Consider the following 15,507-nt stretch of genomic DNA (forward strand, 5'->3'; position numbering starts at 1 on the left):
ATGCAAGAAAGCTTCATCCTTTTTTATTGTTTACTTTTTATTGTTGCCTTTTTATATGCTTCAGTAGGGCATGGCGGAGCAAGCGGTTACCTCGCGCTGATGGCCATTTTTGCCATTTCGCCAGCCATCATGAAACCTACTGCGTTATTGCTCAATCTGTTTGTCTCCTCCACCTCCTTTATCCAGTTTTACCGTGGTGGCCATTTCAAGTGGAAAACCTTTTGGCCTTTTGCGCTTGCCTCTATCCCCCTCTCTTTTGTGGGCGGTATGATGGTAATCGAAAGTTCCATTTACAAAAAGATTTTAGGTATGCTTTTACTCATTCCCGTCATCCGTTTTTTCTTCTTTAAAAATACCGATCCAAAAGATTTCAAACCATCAAATATTCCGCTATCGCTTGCCATTGGTGGTATTATCGGCTTACTTTCGGGCATGATTGGTATTGGCGGGGGGATTATCCTTTCTCCTATCCTGTTGCTGTTAAAGTGGACGGATCAAAAACAGACCGCCGCCATCAGTGCAGCTTTCATCTTTGTTAATTCGGTTGCTGGTTTAGGCGGCCAGCTCATTAAAGGTTTCGAATTTAACAGCCATATGCTCGCTTATGTTGGCGTAGCTTTCGTAGGTGGCATTTGCGGCGCTTATTTTGGTGCCTTAAAATTCCCGCAAACCGTTTTAAAAAATGTGCTGGCCTGTGTATTGGCGCTGGCCGCTTATAAATTACTATTTACACATGCATAATATGAAATACCTGATCATCGCCTTATTATTTTTAAGTTTTACTGTGAATGCTCAAGAAAGCAAGCAATTTATAATCGAAGGAAAGGTTAAAAAGCCATTAACAATCACTTTAGACAATTTAAGCACCTATAAATCCGTTAATTTGGATAGTATGACGATTTTTAACCACTTGATGCAGCGTAAAAGCAGCATCAAAAACATTAAAGGTGTGCTTTTGAAAGATATTTTGGCCAAAGTAGAAATAGATGCTGCCTCACCAAAAACATTAAGTGAATATTTTCTGGTTTTTACCGCAACTGATAATTATAAAGTGCTGTACTCGTGGAACGAAATTTTCAATTCGCCTACGGGAAATCAAATATTGGTTTTAACAGGTTATGATACCGATCCTGCAAAGGCTGAAAAGGGAAATATCGCCATTATTACGCCCAGCGATTTCGCTACAGGAAGAAGATTTGTAAAAGGATTGAGTAAAATCAGCATCTTACAGGTAAATTAGCAGCATGAAACCATCATGAGCAAACACTCACAAACGGTAATAAACCGAGCCTGCGAGTGCTTGAACATAAAAATCAAATAGAAACTTGTGAAACCATCATGAGTTTACAAGTCACCAACAGAAATGCATATAAACTCATGATAGCTTCATAACAATTAAAAAACAAACATATACTGATGAAAAATATGCTCATGATAGCTTCATCACCGATAAAAACAAAAATATACAGATGGAAATCGAATTGATCAGTTTTGGTAAGATTGCCGAGTTTATCAACAATCAAAATATTGAGCTTGATGGCATTGCTGATACCGATGCTTTTAAACAGTACCTCGAAAACCAGTTTCCTGCTTTAAAAAGCATGAAATATAAACTTGCCTTGAACAAAAATATCGTTCAGGAAAATACCGAAATTACCAACAGTGCTACAATAGCAATAATGCCGCCTTTTTCTGGGGGATAAACGATATGAGTGCAGAGAGATACAACAGGCAGATTATCCTTAAGGGATTTGGAGAGGAAGCACAACAGCAGCTTTTAAGGGCAAAAGTATTGGTAATTGGTGCCGGTGGCTTAGGCTGTCCTGCATTGCAATATCTTGCCGCTGCCGGCATTGGCCATATTGGTATTGTTGATGACGATACCATTTCATTGTCCAATTTACATAGGCAGATTCTTTTTACTACAGCTGATATCGGAAAGCTGAAGGTAGAGGTTGCAGCAAAGCGCCTGCAGGATATGAATACCCAGATCGGGATTATCCGCCACCCCATCCGCTTGCAGAAAAATAATATTCTCGATATTCTATCCAGATACGATTACATATTGGATGGTACAGACAATTTCGAATCCAGGTACTTGATTAACGATGCCTGTGCACTATTGAACAAACCGCTTATATTTGCTGCAGTTTCAGGTTTTGAGGGTCAGTTGGCCATATTTAACACTCCTGATCATTTAACCCCCAGCACCAATTACCGCGATATCTTTCCCATTCCACCCGATAAAGGAGAAGTAGCCAATTGTGCCGAAAATGGCGTTTTAGGTGTATTGCCAGGCATATTGGGTACCATGGCAGCCGCAGAAACCATTAAATTGATTGCCAAAATCGGGCAACCACTCACCAATAAAATTTTAAGTTACAACTTACTTACACAAGAACAATATACCATCAACATCAGTCATGGAGGCAGTTATACCCTACCCAAAACTGTTGATGAATTTTTAAATATGGATTATCAGGATACGAGCGAAGGACCACAGGGATATAAAGAAATTGATGCCAGCGAACTGGTTAAACTTCAGCAGTTAGAATCGACAATTTTAATCGATGTACGCGAAAGACACGAAGTGCCGATATTGGATAAACAAATCTTTACGCAGGTACCAATGTCGGAGTTTGGCGCTTTTATGAGTAAAGAATTTTATCAAAAACATGTGGTTCTGATTTGCCAGCACGGCATCAGAAGTGTAGCCGCAGCAGAAGCTATGCAGGAAAAATATGGCGATGCAAAAAAAATATACAGTTTAAAAGGTGGTATTGTAAAATGGAGAGATCATTTTCTCAAACCCTAACATGAGCGAAAAAAAGATAAAGAACATATTTGTAAATGGCCCAATCGAACCTGATTTTATAGCCGACAGTATTGCCAAACACAACAGCAAAACAGCTATTGGTGGCCATAGTATTTTTATGGGTCAGGTAAGAAAAGATGAAATTGAAGGCAAATTTGTTGCAGCAATAGCATATACCGCCTACGAAGACCTTGCGCTCGAAAAAATGCATCAGATCAGGGAAGAAATCTTTGATAAATATCCACTCAATTGCATGCATATTTATCATAGCTTGGGCACAGTTAAAACAGGCGAAATCTGCCTTTTTGTTTTCACCTCGTCGGCACACCGTAAACCGGCAATGGCAGCTTGTAGTGAGGTGGTAGACCGGTTAAAAGCAGAGTTACCGATCTGGGGAAAAGAAATATTCGAAGACGAAACCCATCAGTGGAAAGAAAATATTTAATATGGTAAACATCACAAGAAAATCCAACACCTTAAGGATTGCTATTGCAACCGCTACTGTAAAGGTATCGAAGCAAGAAACCATTGATGCCGTTGAGCAACGCAAAATCCCCAAAGGTGATGTATTTGAATTTGCCCGTGCAGCGGGCTTATTCGGCGTAAAAAAAACCAGTGATGTAATTCCGGACTGTCATCCGCTTCCAATTGAGTATACCGCTATTACCTACGAAATTGTGGGTTTAACCATCATTATTACGGTTGAAGTACATACTATATACAAAACAGGTGTAGAAGTTGAAGCCATGCATGGTGCCTCAGTTACAGCTTTAACCATGTACGATATGTTAAAACCGATTGATAAAGGTGTTGAAATAGAAAATATTAGACTTTTAAAAAAATCAGGAGGAAAATCTGATCTTAAAAATGCCAAATTCCCTGAACTAAAAGCTGCTGTTGTAGTTTGCTCAGATTCTGTTTTCGAAAACAAAGCACAGGATAGCTCTGGCAAAGCGATTATTTCGAGATTAGCACAATGGGACATCAATGCCGAGAAGTATGAAATCGTACCCGACGAAATCAATATCATCCGTGATAAAGCCAACGAATTAAGTGCAAGTGGTTACCATTTGATCATTTTTACCGGAGGAACTGGCCTTTCACCCCGCGATGTAACTCCAGAAGCCATTGCTCCTTTAATTGACCGCAATATCGATGGTATTATGGAAACAGCCCGACGTTACGGACAAGAGCGCATGCCTTATGCCATGCTTTCGCGCGGTGTAGCAGGTTTTATAGGAGAAACATTGGTGCTTACCTTTCCCGGTTCAAAAAGTGGTGTAGAAGAAAGCATGGATGCCTTGTTTCCACAGGTTTTGCATTTGTTTAAGGTGATTAAGGGCGAGAAACATTAAGAGTATATATTGTCTGGTGGCCTCACAAGCGAATCTCACTTGAAGTAGATCGGTGCGCCACCAACCTTGGGTTTAGTCAAACCTTTCACGGTGTCAGTCTGAGCCTGTCGAAGACCTTCAATTTTTGTCAAATCAAAAAACGATTATCCTTCGACAAGCTCAGGATGACATCTCTTTTTTAATGCATACACTTTGTTCGACTTTCAAAACAAAAAAGTTTACCTATATCAACAATATTAAATCTAAACAGCAAAAATGTTTTTTGTGATAAAAAATTAAGTCCTATTTTTGCGGCATGTCGTCTAAATATAAGATTTTATACTTTTTCCAAAATTCTGATACTGCTATTCTAGAAATTCAACGTCTTGGTCTGCCCGATAATGCAGATGCTGAAGCAACCTACCACTGGCTTTACTTCGATAAAATTACAGGCTCATTGATTAAACTATGGTTCAGATCGATGGATTCTTCTACAGAAATTGAAGAACGTTATTTTGAGCAGGGTTATCTTAAATTCAATAAAACAGAGGCTACATATATCGAAAAGCACAATTCTTCACAACAAAAACTCAATAACATGGGTAATAGAGCTATTGGAGATGAAATAAGTGTTTTATTAGAAAATTACCTGAAATAATTTAGGCCATTTCTGGCAGTTCTGATTCTAAGCCAACTTTACTTAAAGGATAACGAGAGCCGTGGAAATCTTGTAATGACTGACAAAAACCAGGATACCATTCTTGTTTTTGCATACTTTCTAAAAGTTGTGCACAGGCGAGCACATCGGCATCGGCCTGATGCAGTGCATGAGCAACAAAATTAACCACATCCCAAATGCCTTCCATCATAAAAAACCTAAAGGTAGATAGGATTGCAGACCACTGTACTTTTTTGGCCTGTAGCAAAAAGAACCGTGAAACAGGACTACATAAACGCTTAAAGGCCATATAATCTTCTTCAGCACCTTCTAAGTTTAAAAGGCCATCCCTGTAAGGAAGATTTACAATTTCTGCAGCAATTTTATCACGGCCATAGAAATACACACTTCCTGCACAGATGGAAGATATCGATATCAGGGATAAATGATCGTAGATTTCGGGATGCATTTTCAACTTCCCATTGCGCACAAACACCAGCCCACCTTTTTTAGCTGCTCCAACCTGTGTATTCATGGCCGATAAACTTAAGAGCTCAAATTCGCCAGCAAAATTAAGTGCCGTTACAAACTGTGCCGCAGCCATAAAAGTACCCCGATCAAGAGGTTTGTTGTTTATAACAGGTTCCTGAATTGAAAAAATAGAAAGTTGCAAAAATATTTAATTTGTTTGGTTCCGGCCGACTTGACGACATTAGCAAAAATAAAAATCCAATTCAGAAAACAACTATAGAGATAGCTTGTAAAGCGGGTCAGATTGGTAATCAACTAGAAATGAGAACGAAATTTTTTCAACCTTTTTGTTCAGTTAATGATGTACCCGGTTTCGATGGCGAAATAAAAATATAAGGGCAAAAAAAAGCAGGACTAAATCCTGCTCAAAATCTTTTGGGGAAGAATTAAACAACTCTTACTTTCACTGCATTAAGGCCTTTTTTGCCTTCTTGAACTTCGTATTCAACTGTATCATTCTCTCTGATTTCGTCAATCAGGCCTGATGCATGCACAAAAATCTCAGATCCGCTTTCTTCTTTAATAAAGCCAAAGCCTTTTTCTGAGTTAAAAAATTTTACTGTTCCGTTTTTCATTATACTGGATGTTTTTAAATTAAAAACCAAAAATAGGATTAAAACCCAAAAACCAAAATTACTGGCAAACAAAATTGCTAATTATGCACAAAAAGATTTACAACTGTAAAGATTATGATTGCCATTTTACAGTCTAAGGTATTAACCACGAATGTTTATGAGCATTAAAAAGATTTTCCTTGCGTGATGGAAGAATACCAATTAATCGGGTGCGACCTTAAGTTCATACCATCACTCTCAATATGATACAAGATAATAGGCATACTGAAATCAACAAAACGTTCTACCTGTCTGGAAAGTTTACCGAGAAAATCCATACTCGATATGCCTTCTTTTAAATGAACGTAAATTACACTGCCTGTTTTAAACTCAAAGCGTTCTACCACTCCTGGCCACTCTGCTTTTATCCTGGTGAGGAAAGCTTTGATTTTGGTTTCTTCTTTTAGATTTTCCATAAGCTTATCAGGTTTTTTTAATATATGCTAATTTAAAAAAATATTCCAAATAAGATTAATTGTAACAGGACCTATACAATTCGCGTTAAAAACCAATAAAAAACAAAAGAGCCGCATAATGCAGCTCTTTTAATGATAATTTTTCAACTAAAACGATAATTATTTATTATTAACACATTTAAAATCAATTATTTAAATAAAAATCTGTTGGATTATAACTTTATGCACTAAATAAAGATATATTTGATATGAAAGATTACTTTAGGGAAACAATTTCCAAACCTTCACTCTTTAATTCTTTTCCTTTAACATTTAATTGTATAGTTCCGGCTTTCTTATTTGATTGTACCACCACCACCAGTTTTCCACTGAATAATTTCATGGTTGGTTTTACAAACGATTCCAAAGAAGTAGCATCCCCATTACAAACCGCTTTGAATGTCCCCGCTCCTTTAACTTCAAAGTTTAAAGCATTGGTGGCTGTTGGACAAGGTATACCGTTTTGATCAACTACCGATACGGTTACAAAAGACAAATCTTTTCCGTCGGCCGTAATCTCTTTTCTATCCGGTGTTAATACAATTTTATAAGGTTTCCCTGCCGTAGTTACCTTTTCTTCGGCTACGGGTTTTCCATTGCTGTCAAAAGCTACAACCTTCAAGGTTCCTGGTTCGTATTTTACATCCATCCACATCAACCTATAGCGGTTCTGTGGTGTTGATTTATCTTTTTTTCGTACACCCAAACTTTTACCATTCAAGAAAAGTTCGGCACTATCATAACTGGTGTATACAAAAACTGGCGTAGTTTGCTCTTCTCTTCCCTCCCAGTTCCAATGCGGCAGTAAATGTAATGTTGGCGCAGCTTTATTCCAACGGCTTCTGTACAGGTAATAACGGTCTTTGGGTAAACCTGCAAGATCAGAAATCCCAAAATACGAGCTTCTTGATGGCCAGCTGCTATCATAAGGAGTTGGTTCGCCAAGGTAATCGAAACCTGTCCAAACAAATTCTCCTATTACCCATGGTTTATCGTCCTGCATCACAAAATCATCGTCAGGTACATTAGACCAGCTACAATATTCAAGATCATAAGAAGAAGACTGAAAATCAGGATATTGTTTATCAAATCCTTTTACAACCGGAAATTTATATATCCCGCGGGAGCTTACCGTTGAGGCTGTTTCAGATCCCAAAATAAAGCCCTGTGGAAAAACCTTATTGGCTTCTTCGTAAAGATGTACCCGATAATTTAAGCCAGGAATATCCATTAGTGCACCAAAACCCGATTGCATGGTTGCCTTCACCTGGTCCATTCCTACGGTAACAGGACGTGTAGGATCTTCTCGGTGGAAAATTTCCTGAAGCCATTTAGCCCTTTTAACACCTTCTGAACCAAACTGATCCGGCACTTCGTTTCCTGAGCTCCACATCACAATACAAGGGTGATTTTTATTGGCCTGTACCAGATTTACAATATCTTTTTCAGCATCGGTATTAAAATAAAGGTGGTAACCGTTTTCTACTTTGGCCTTTGCCCATTCATCGAAACTTTCGGCAAGAAACATGAATCCCATTTCATCGCATAACTCCAATTGCTCGGGTGATGGCATGTTGTGCGAACTTCTGATGGCATCGCAGCCCATTTCTTTCAAAATCGTTAATTGTCTTCTTAATGCAGCGGTATTAATCGCAGCGCCGAGCGGACCAAGATCGTGGTGCAGGCACACGCCTTTAAACTTTCTTACCTGGCCGTTCAGGCTAAATCCTATTCCTGCACTAAAATTGATCGTTCTTATCCCAAATCTTGTTTTTACTACATCCTTCAATATCCCACCTTCATAAACGCTCGATACCGAAGTGTACAAATAAGGTCTTTCGGGGCTCCAAAGTTTGGGATTGCTAATTTCTATATTTTGATCGGTTTCATTTCCAAAGATTGATTTCGCTGTATCAATTGCCACCTGCTTACCTAAGCTATCTAAAATCTGCGTAACCAAACGAACACCTTTACCTGTTAATTTCGTTTTGATATTCACTTTGGCAAATTCTTTCTTAACTATTGGGGTAGTTACTGTAATTCCCCATTGTTCGATGCTTTTTTCGTCTTTGATGATTAAATGCACGTTGCGGTATAAACCTGCCCCAGGGTACCAACGAGACGATTTTGGCATATTTTTAAGATGGATAGCCAATAAATTACCGGTTGTTTTTAGGTCGTTAGTGATGTCTATATAAAAGTAATTGTAACCATAATTCCATTGTCCAACCTGTTTCCCGTTCAGGTACACACGAGGTTCGCTCATGGCGCCATCTATCTGAAGCAGCACTTTCTGGTTTGGTTTAAGCACTGGGAGATTCAGTTTTTTTCGGTACCAGCCTTCGCCAATATAAGGTAAGGCTCCTGTTCTGCCCGTTTTTTCAGTGGCCTTACTCTCGCCGTTCTGAGTGATAGCGGTTACCTGTTTGTCTATTTCCTTATCAAAAGGTCCACTAATTGCCCAATCGTGCGGAACAGAAACAGTTTCCCAGCCAGTGTCATTAAAAGTAGCTTCGGCAGCATTCTGGAAATTTCCTTTTGAGAATTTCCAGCCTTCATCAAGTAAAATTTCGGTTCGTTGTGCAAAGGCATTTAAATAAGCCAGGCTAACCATAAAAATGGTAAAAAGTATTTTCTTCAATCGGAACATATAATTGATGGTTATTTTAAATAGATAGATTCGATAGTAATATGAGTTGGTTTAGTGGGGTTTCCATAACCAAATGTAACTTCAAGTTTTTCAGCATGCTTCAAATTAAAGGCAGCTTGACTTGGTGATTGATAGTAAAGTGGTAAAAAACCCGGATAAGGACGTGGAAGCAACAATTGCGCATCGTTTTTAAGCTGATTTAATGGAATTTCGATCAGTTTAAAATCTTTTCCGACGAGAATTTCTGTCGCGAAGAAATGTGCATCAGTATCAGTTAAACCGATTTTAATCTTTGTGTTTTCGGTATTTGCTTTAATCTTGATCACCAATGTTTTTAAATTGTTCAGCTCGGCAGTTCTCCCAGTCATTTTATCAGCAAAGAAGCTTTGAAAACCCATCAATTGATTAGTTTTTGGCTTACCCATGGAGAGTTTCAGGTTCAGTACCGATGGATTTTCTTCTGAAACATATTCAATTTTATTGTTTCCCCAATCAGGATTATAGATATTGATATTTTTGCTGTCTTTGCCTGCATTGAAAATTTCTACAATGGCATCTTTAACGGCCACATAGGTCTGGTAACTTTCCGTTTCAAGCTTATCCCAGGCATTGGGATTTCCTTTTACATTTGCCGGAAAAGTGATGTAATCGCCATTAGCTTTATGAACGATGATCTGATATTTCAGCACACCATTTTTCACTAGTTCGGCCGGAATTGTTGCATGATATTGGTATTCCTGATTTTTTTCTAGCGGAATATTTTTCCAGCGGTTGGCAGCATTCAATTGAACAAATGCTGAATCTTTTGCACCTAAGCCTGTAATTTGTGCATTGATTGGTAAGGCTATATCTTCTGAAACCGTTGTTAAAGCCTCATGTTTAACAAAAATAGCCTCATTGGAAGCTTTTGGTGCAACAAATTCACCTAAGGCTATATGCTGACTAATGCTTTGAGCGTTCAGATTGGTTTTTAAGTTTTTCTTAATCAACAGATAAGCCCCAGGAGAAACACTAAAACGATGTTCAACAGCAGCTGAATTAAAGGTATTGCCTTGATTTAATCCTTTGACTGTAAAGCCAGCGCCCAGATCGGGAAGATCAATATCGATTGGTAAAGTAGACCAGATAATCTTTGTGACCTCTTTTTGTGGTGAAGCTTTTTCAAAAGGATCTCTGATGGGGATTGCATCTGGCATTACTTCCAAACGCCACACCCCGCTAGCCACCTGATCGATAAAGTAGGCTCCCCTGCCCTGATATTGAACAATTTTAGACCTGCCCACACCTGCAATATGCTTTAGTTTTTTTGCATTGATTAGTTTTGAGGTGGTGTTATTGGTATAATAAAATTCTTCAGCGGTATTCATTTCGCTCAACGAATTTTTATAATCAATTTTAAACGGGCCAAAAGTATTGCCGTTGTTTAAAGTATCTAAACGACCAAATTGATGGAAAACCTTCGAAGCAATTAACATACTGATTGCTTTTGATGGCGTATAAGCGAGGTTTAAATAATGAGTTTGATACTCGGTATTGGCATAAGAAGTTGCCATCGGATCATAGGCAAACTGGGTTGCCCATTGAAAACCTGCAGCCCTAAAACTCCTGGCCATTGCAGGGTACATAATCGGCGCCATTACGTCACCGGCATCAAATTCGTAAACTACTTTAGCCCGGTTTTTAAATGCGGGAATGCTATCGAAAGGGATTTTATACCGGGCTACATTTGGAAGGTAATTTCCTTGTAAAGTATGCCCGGCAACCAAACCTGTTGGATACCATTGAAAGCTATGCCCCTGAACAGCTGCTTTTACAATGGCATCAGCATACCAGGGCGATTCGCTAATGTTATAGAAAACAGGTTTTGTCCAACCCGTACTTTTTATGGCGGCAGTCATGCGGTTAACGTATTCGGTTGCCCTTTCCTTTGGCCCGCTGTGATGCGGTTCGTTATTGATCTCGGTGGCTAAAATATCTACATCCTGTTGGTAGGTTAAACCAGTGTAAGGGTTTTTATGCTTAAAAAACTGTTTCAGGTAATTTTCCTGTGCTTTAAAAGCTTCTTCATTTACTACAGATTTATCTTTACCATACTTATTGGCAAAGCTTCCTGTATTTTCATCTTTCTCCGGATAACCGTTTCCCCAAAAGGCAATTGGCGTAACCAGGGTTTTGATTTTACGTTTCTTAAGCTCTGCAAGCAGAAAATCAAAAAGACGTAAATGTTCGTTATTGATCAGGTTTCCTTCAGCATCTGATATTTCCTGATCCCAGACATGTACACGAAAAGCATCTAAACCCAATCGCGAGAAATGATAAACATCGTCTTTTATGGCTTGTTCGGCAGTTACGCCCCTTCTTAAAATGGCCCGATTACCATAGGCAAAAGGTGCGGTATAATTGGTACCGAAAAAAGCAGCTTCCTTATTATCTTTCTCCCAGCGGATTACACCCGATGCATCTATATCAATACCTTGTTTATTTTGCGCATGGGTAACGATTGCCATAAGGGCAAAAGCAACAGAAAGAGACAGTTTTTTGAGTAAAATCATAAATAAAAAATTGTTCATTAACTGCGGATTTAAAATCCGCTTCCCGCCAGGTCCGGATTACAAATCCTGACCAACTGCCAAGTTAAGGCAGAAATGCATCCATTGCAACCGTTGGTTTGCCCGTATCATCAAAAGCACCTAATTTATAACCACTCCAGCTATTGTAAGATTGCGGTTCCCAATAGAAAACCCCTAATCCTTTGTTATTTGGCAACGATTTATTCTTCGCGATTAAATCTTTAATAAAAGCTTTGCAGGCTACCGCTTCTGAAACTGGCATTCCCAATTCACAGATCATTACTTCCGATCCGTAACGGGAAACCATATCCGTCATGTTGGCTAAACACTGGGTATTTTTTGCCGACCAATCTGTAGCTGTAGGATACATTGACATCCCGATTACATCCCATTTGGCACCATAATTTTTTAGTCCATCGAACATCCACCTGAATAGACTGTTATCATAACCATTAGAAATATGCACCACCACTTTCGAAGTTGGATTTACTGCTTTCACACCATTATAGCCAGAAAGCACCAGATCTGCAAAGTTTTTCATGTTTGTAGATGCTTTTCCATCATTCCATAACATGCCATTATTGGTTTCGTTACCCACTTGCACCCATTCAGGTATAATTTTATTGGTTTTTAAAACGGTTAAAACCTCAACGGTATGGTTGTAAACCGAAGTTTTTAAGCCGGCAAAATCCTGTGTTGCCCATGCGGCAGGTTTGTTTTGCTGCCCTGGATCTGCCCAAGAATCGCTGTAATGAAAATCGATCAACAAACGCATGTTCATGGCTTTTGCCCTTTTTGCCTTGGCTAAAACGTCGGCTGTATTGCAATAACCTGCAGCTGGATTTACCCAAACCCTAAGACGAATGGTATTGACACCTTTATCTTTTAAAATTTTAAGCAGATCTTGCTGTTCTCCTGCAGCATTGTAAAACTTTTTACCTGCAGCTTCCATTTCGGTCAGCCAGCTTACATCGGCTCCCAAGGCATAAGTGCCCACAGGATCTGGCTCAGGATAAATTTGTGTTTCGCCTTTAACTGATTTTTTACATCCGGCACCTATCATTGCCAGCAATAAAATAAATCCCAGCCATTTCATGCTGTTTATGCTTATATTTTTTAACATCTCTAGCCTATTTAATTGAATACGTATAATTTCCATCACCAGCGCTTAAATCTAAAGTAACGGTGAAAATCCCTGTTTTGGTAACCGGGATATTGATACCGCCCCAGGTTGGTGCACCAGCGTAAACTAAGGCCCCATTGGCATCTACTTTGTAACTGATATCGTAACCACCATTACAGGTAAACACAAAAGTTTTGCCTGCAGTTAATGAAACATTTGCCGCAACCCACTTGCCTGTTGCTGCATTGTAAATCAATGGTGTGGATGAAGTACTCCAGGCGTTATCATCGCCAGAGATAAAAAATTTAACAGGTGTATAGGTGATCGTCAATGCATCTACATCGGCATTTACTTTCATATAAGCCGGAGCTGGTGTAAGGTACAAATTACCTCCTGTTAAGCTCATCGTAGTTGAAGTGCCTCCCCAGCCGTAAACCTTGCTCGCATCTTTTGTAGATACCAATTGAAAAGCATCGCCACCATAACCATCGGCATTTGGCAGATTAAGATAACCTTCGTATTTCGAATTGAATTTAGCAGAGGTTAGTACAAAACCATTGGTTCTTGCGGTTGGTGTTTTCCAGGAATTACCTCCTTTTACCATCAAAGCAGGATATTCTATGGTGGCTTTGTATGGGTTAACCGTCATGGTTAAACTCGAATAAATTGGTTTAATGGTTGAGGCTGTCCCGGTATTTTGGGTCACTTCTGCTTTCAATCTCACCACTACGGTACTTATTACACCTGTTGGCAATAACAGCTGATTGGCTAAAAGTGAATTAAAATCGGCACCCAGATAAGCTTTTTCAAAAGTACCGGCAGTAAGTTTAACGATTACCGCATTGGCCCAGGCGTTTGCACCTACAGTATCTGCAGGCACATCAAATTCCAGTGAATAGGTTGGAATAACACTTGCACCAAAGTTTGCGGCTTTAAAACTAAATGTCGCCACCTGAACAGCATCATTCGCTGAGGTTAATACTACACTGGCTACCGAACTTTTAAAAGCAAGGCTACCTGCATTTGGTGGCATAACGATGTTTGTACTTTCTTCTTTTTTGCAGCCAAAGAACAGACTGATTAAAAGCAAAGTATATATGATCTGAATTGATAACTGTTTCATAATTGTTTTGGATTAATAACCTGTATTCTGACGAAGATTTGGATTAGCCGAAAGATCCGTTGGCGGCAATGGATAAAGGTTGTATTTGCTGTTTACGGCTGCACCGTTTTTAACGCCACCTTTCCATGCCCATAAATAAGCAGCGGTGGTAAACTTTCCAAAACGGATCAAATCCGTTCTGCGGATTGCCTCGTACCAAAGTTCACGCCCGCGTTCATCTAAAATAAAATCGGTAGTTAAAGCGCTTGAGGTGATGTTTCCGGCTACGCTTCCGTTATATGCACGGGTACGCAACTGGTTAATGTACGTTAATGCCTGTGTTAAACTACCGCCTGAGCCACCCCGTAAAACAGCTTCGGCATAAGTTAAATAGGTTTCACCTAAGCGGAAAAGTGGAAAATCGATATCCGAAAAGTCTTTGGCTACATCCTGGTGCGGAGCAGGCCCACCTGAGCGGGTTTTATTGCGGAATTTAGTGCTGGAGTAACCATCATTAGAAGTATACAAATCGTTCACCTCCAAATTTTGTCCCGACATATAAAACTGAGCCCTTGTATCCGTTGCACCTGTTTTATCGGCAAAAAGATTAACAAATTGTTGGGTAATCCTTAATCCACCCCAATCGCCGTTGGATCCTGAAACTTCTGCCGGTACGTGTGCAGGACCATGCATCAGGTAAGTAGTACCCCCAAAATTCTGGGTATTTGTGCCGTCGTAATTAATGGTAAAGATGTTCTCGTCGGTATTTAAGTGATTATCGGCAATAGTTAACTCGCGGTAATTGCCATGAAGCGTATAACCTGCGGCCGTAATTTTGTTGCAATAGGTAATCGCGTCGGTATATCTGGCGGTACCGGTATATACTTCTGCATTTAGATAAATCCTCGATAACAAAGCCCATGATGCAGCTCTATCAGCACGGCCATATTCGTTTGCTTTTGGCGCAGCAAGATCATTTTCAATGGCCTTAAGTTCTGATTCTACATAGGCGAATAAATCTTTACGGGCAATCTGTTTCGGCAAATCTTTACCCCCAATTTCGGTAGTTTCGGTAACCAGTGGCGGATTTCCATAAATATCCATTAATACCGCATATTGATACGCCCTGATAAAACGGGCTTCAGCCTTAAACCTGCGTACCTGATCGGCATCAGCGCCTGTAATTCCTCTTTTGCTTAAATTATCATCTGAAGATTGATTGATAAAATCGTTGCAAAGTGTAATCTGAAAAAATGAACGGTAGTATAAACCATTGATGATGGAATTGATTGATGACCAGGTCATTTCGTGCAGTCCCTGGATACCCGCATCGTTCTGCCATGACCAAACAGCCTCATCAGTAGTTAATTCCTGCAAGTTCCAGTATAAACGAAGGAAATCGGAATTACCTTCGTCTTTAATAATCTCTACCGGAATATCGGGCTGACCAACGGATGCATTTCCGGTGAGGGCAAAAGCACCGTACACCTTGGCTAATGATTGTTTATAGCTGGCAGCTGTGGTATATACCTTATCGGCCGTAAGATCGTTTGTGGGTACTAAATCCAGTTTGTTGCACGATGTGATCAGCATCCCGATGGCACAAACTAGCGTGAATAATGGTAAAACACGTGGTTTCATATATTTTTTGTTAA

Annotated in this window: 15 protein-coding genes; 7 read left to right on the forward strand and 8 right to left on the reverse strand. The window is 39.5% G+C overall.

Annotated features, from left to right (window positions below; translation table 11 throughout):
• The 7 genes from ASU31_RS16320 (at position 1) to ASU31_RS16350 (ending at position 4,807) form a co-directional block, all read left to right on the forward strand.
• Complete coding sequence (locus ASU31_RS16320) at positions 1 to 741, forward strand: sulfite exporter TauE/SafE family protein (RefSeq protein ID WP_057933349.1); 741 nt, start codon at positions 1 to 3, stop codon at positions 739 to 741.
• Between the two features lies 1 nt (position 742).
• Positions 743 to 1,240 (forward strand): molybdopterin-binding protein, encoded by a 498-nt coding sequence (locus ASU31_RS16325; protein WP_057933350.1) that lies wholly within the window; start codon positions 743 to 745, stop codon positions 1,238 to 1,240.
• 229 nt (positions 1,241 to 1,469) lie between these two features.
• Positions 1,470 to 1,703 carry a MoaD/ThiS family protein gene (locus ASU31_RS16330; protein ID WP_057933351.1) on the forward strand — a complete coding sequence of 78 codons (234 nt, stop codon included), beginning with the start codon at positions 1,470 to 1,472 and terminating at the stop codon, positions 1,701 to 1,703.
• Positions 1,704 to 1,708: 5 nt separating this feature from the next.
• On the forward strand, positions 1,709 to 2,815 hold the full coding sequence (locus ASU31_RS16335) for a HesA/MoeB/ThiF family protein (RefSeq protein WP_057933352.1): 1,107 nt from the start codon (positions 1,709 to 1,711) through the stop codon (positions 2,813 to 2,815).
• Between the two features lies 1 nt (position 2,816).
• Entirely contained in the window at positions 2,817 to 3,260 is a 444-nt protein-coding gene (locus tag ASU31_RS16340; RefSeq protein WP_057933353.1) for a molybdenum cofactor biosynthesis protein MoaE, read from the forward strand.
• 1 nt (position 3,261) lies between these two features.
• A complete protein-coding gene (moaCB, locus tag ASU31_RS16345) occupies positions 3,262 to 4,170 on the forward strand; it encodes a bifunctional molybdenum cofactor biosynthesis protein MoaC/MoaB (protein WP_057933354.1) in 909 nt (302 codons plus the stop codon).
• A gap of 295 nt (positions 4,171 to 4,465) precedes the next feature.
• A complete protein-coding gene (locus tag ASU31_RS16350; protein WP_057933355.1) occupies positions 4,466 to 4,807 on the forward strand; it encodes a hypothetical protein in 342 nt (113 codons plus the stop codon).
• A 1-nt stretch (position 4,808) separates the two neighbouring features.
• On the opposite strand, the gene ASU31_RS16355 is transcribed toward ASU31_RS16350, so the two are convergent.
• The 8 genes from ASU31_RS16355 to ASU31_RS16395 form a co-directional block, all read right to left on the reverse strand.
• Positions 4,809 to 5,480, reverse strand: a complete 672-nt coding sequence (locus tag ASU31_RS16355) for a hypothetical protein (protein ID WP_157258057.1) — start codon at positions 5,478 to 5,480, stop codon at positions 4,809 to 4,811.
• Positions 5,481 to 5,724: 244 nt separating this feature from the next.
• Positions 5,725 to 5,913, reverse strand: a complete 189-nt coding sequence (locus ASU31_RS16365; protein ID WP_025142821.1) for a cold-shock protein — start codon at positions 5,911 to 5,913, stop codon at positions 5,725 to 5,727.
• A 164-nt stretch (positions 5,914 to 6,077) separates the two neighbouring features.
• The gene (locus tag ASU31_RS16370) at positions 6,078 to 6,368 is read right to left on the reverse strand and encodes a hypothetical protein (RefSeq protein ID WP_057933358.1); all 291 of its coding nucleotides are present in this window, start codon (positions 6,366 to 6,368) and stop codon (positions 6,078 to 6,080) included.
• Between the two features lie 256 nt (positions 6,369 to 6,624).
• Complete coding sequence (locus tag ASU31_RS16375) at positions 6,625 to 9,048, reverse strand: DUF4982 domain-containing protein (protein WP_245224554.1); 2,424 nt, start codon at positions 9,046 to 9,048, stop codon at positions 6,625 to 6,627.
• A 20-nt stretch (positions 9,049 to 9,068) separates the two neighbouring features.
• Complete coding sequence (locus tag ASU31_RS16380) at positions 9,069 to 11,627, reverse strand: membrane or secreted protein (RefSeq protein ID WP_157258059.1); 2,559 nt, start codon at positions 11,625 to 11,627, stop codon at positions 9,069 to 9,071.
• Between the two features lie 64 nt (positions 11,628 to 11,691).
• A complete protein-coding gene (locus tag ASU31_RS16385; RefSeq protein ID WP_245224555.1) occupies positions 11,692 to 12,750 on the reverse strand; it encodes a glycoside hydrolase family 53 protein in 1,059 nt (352 codons plus the stop codon).
• A 7-nt stretch (positions 12,751 to 12,757) separates the two neighbouring features.
• Entirely contained in the window at positions 12,758 to 13,873 is a 1,116-nt protein-coding gene (locus ASU31_RS16390) for a SusE domain-containing protein (RefSeq protein WP_057933360.1), read from the reverse strand.
• A 12-nt stretch (positions 13,874 to 13,885) separates the two neighbouring features.
• Positions 13,886 to 15,493 carry a RagB/SusD family nutrient uptake outer membrane protein gene (locus ASU31_RS16395; RefSeq protein WP_057933522.1) on the reverse strand — a complete coding sequence of 536 codons (1,608 nt, stop codon included), beginning with the start codon at positions 15,491 to 15,493 and terminating at the stop codon, positions 13,886 to 13,888.
• Positions 15,494 to 15,507: the final 14 nt, after the last annotated feature.

The organism is Pedobacter ginsenosidimutans (genome assembly GCF_001442625.1).
Classification (GTDB): domain Bacteria; phylum Bacteroidota; class Bacteroidia; order Sphingobacteriales; family Sphingobacteriaceae; genus Pedobacter; species Pedobacter ginsenosidimutans.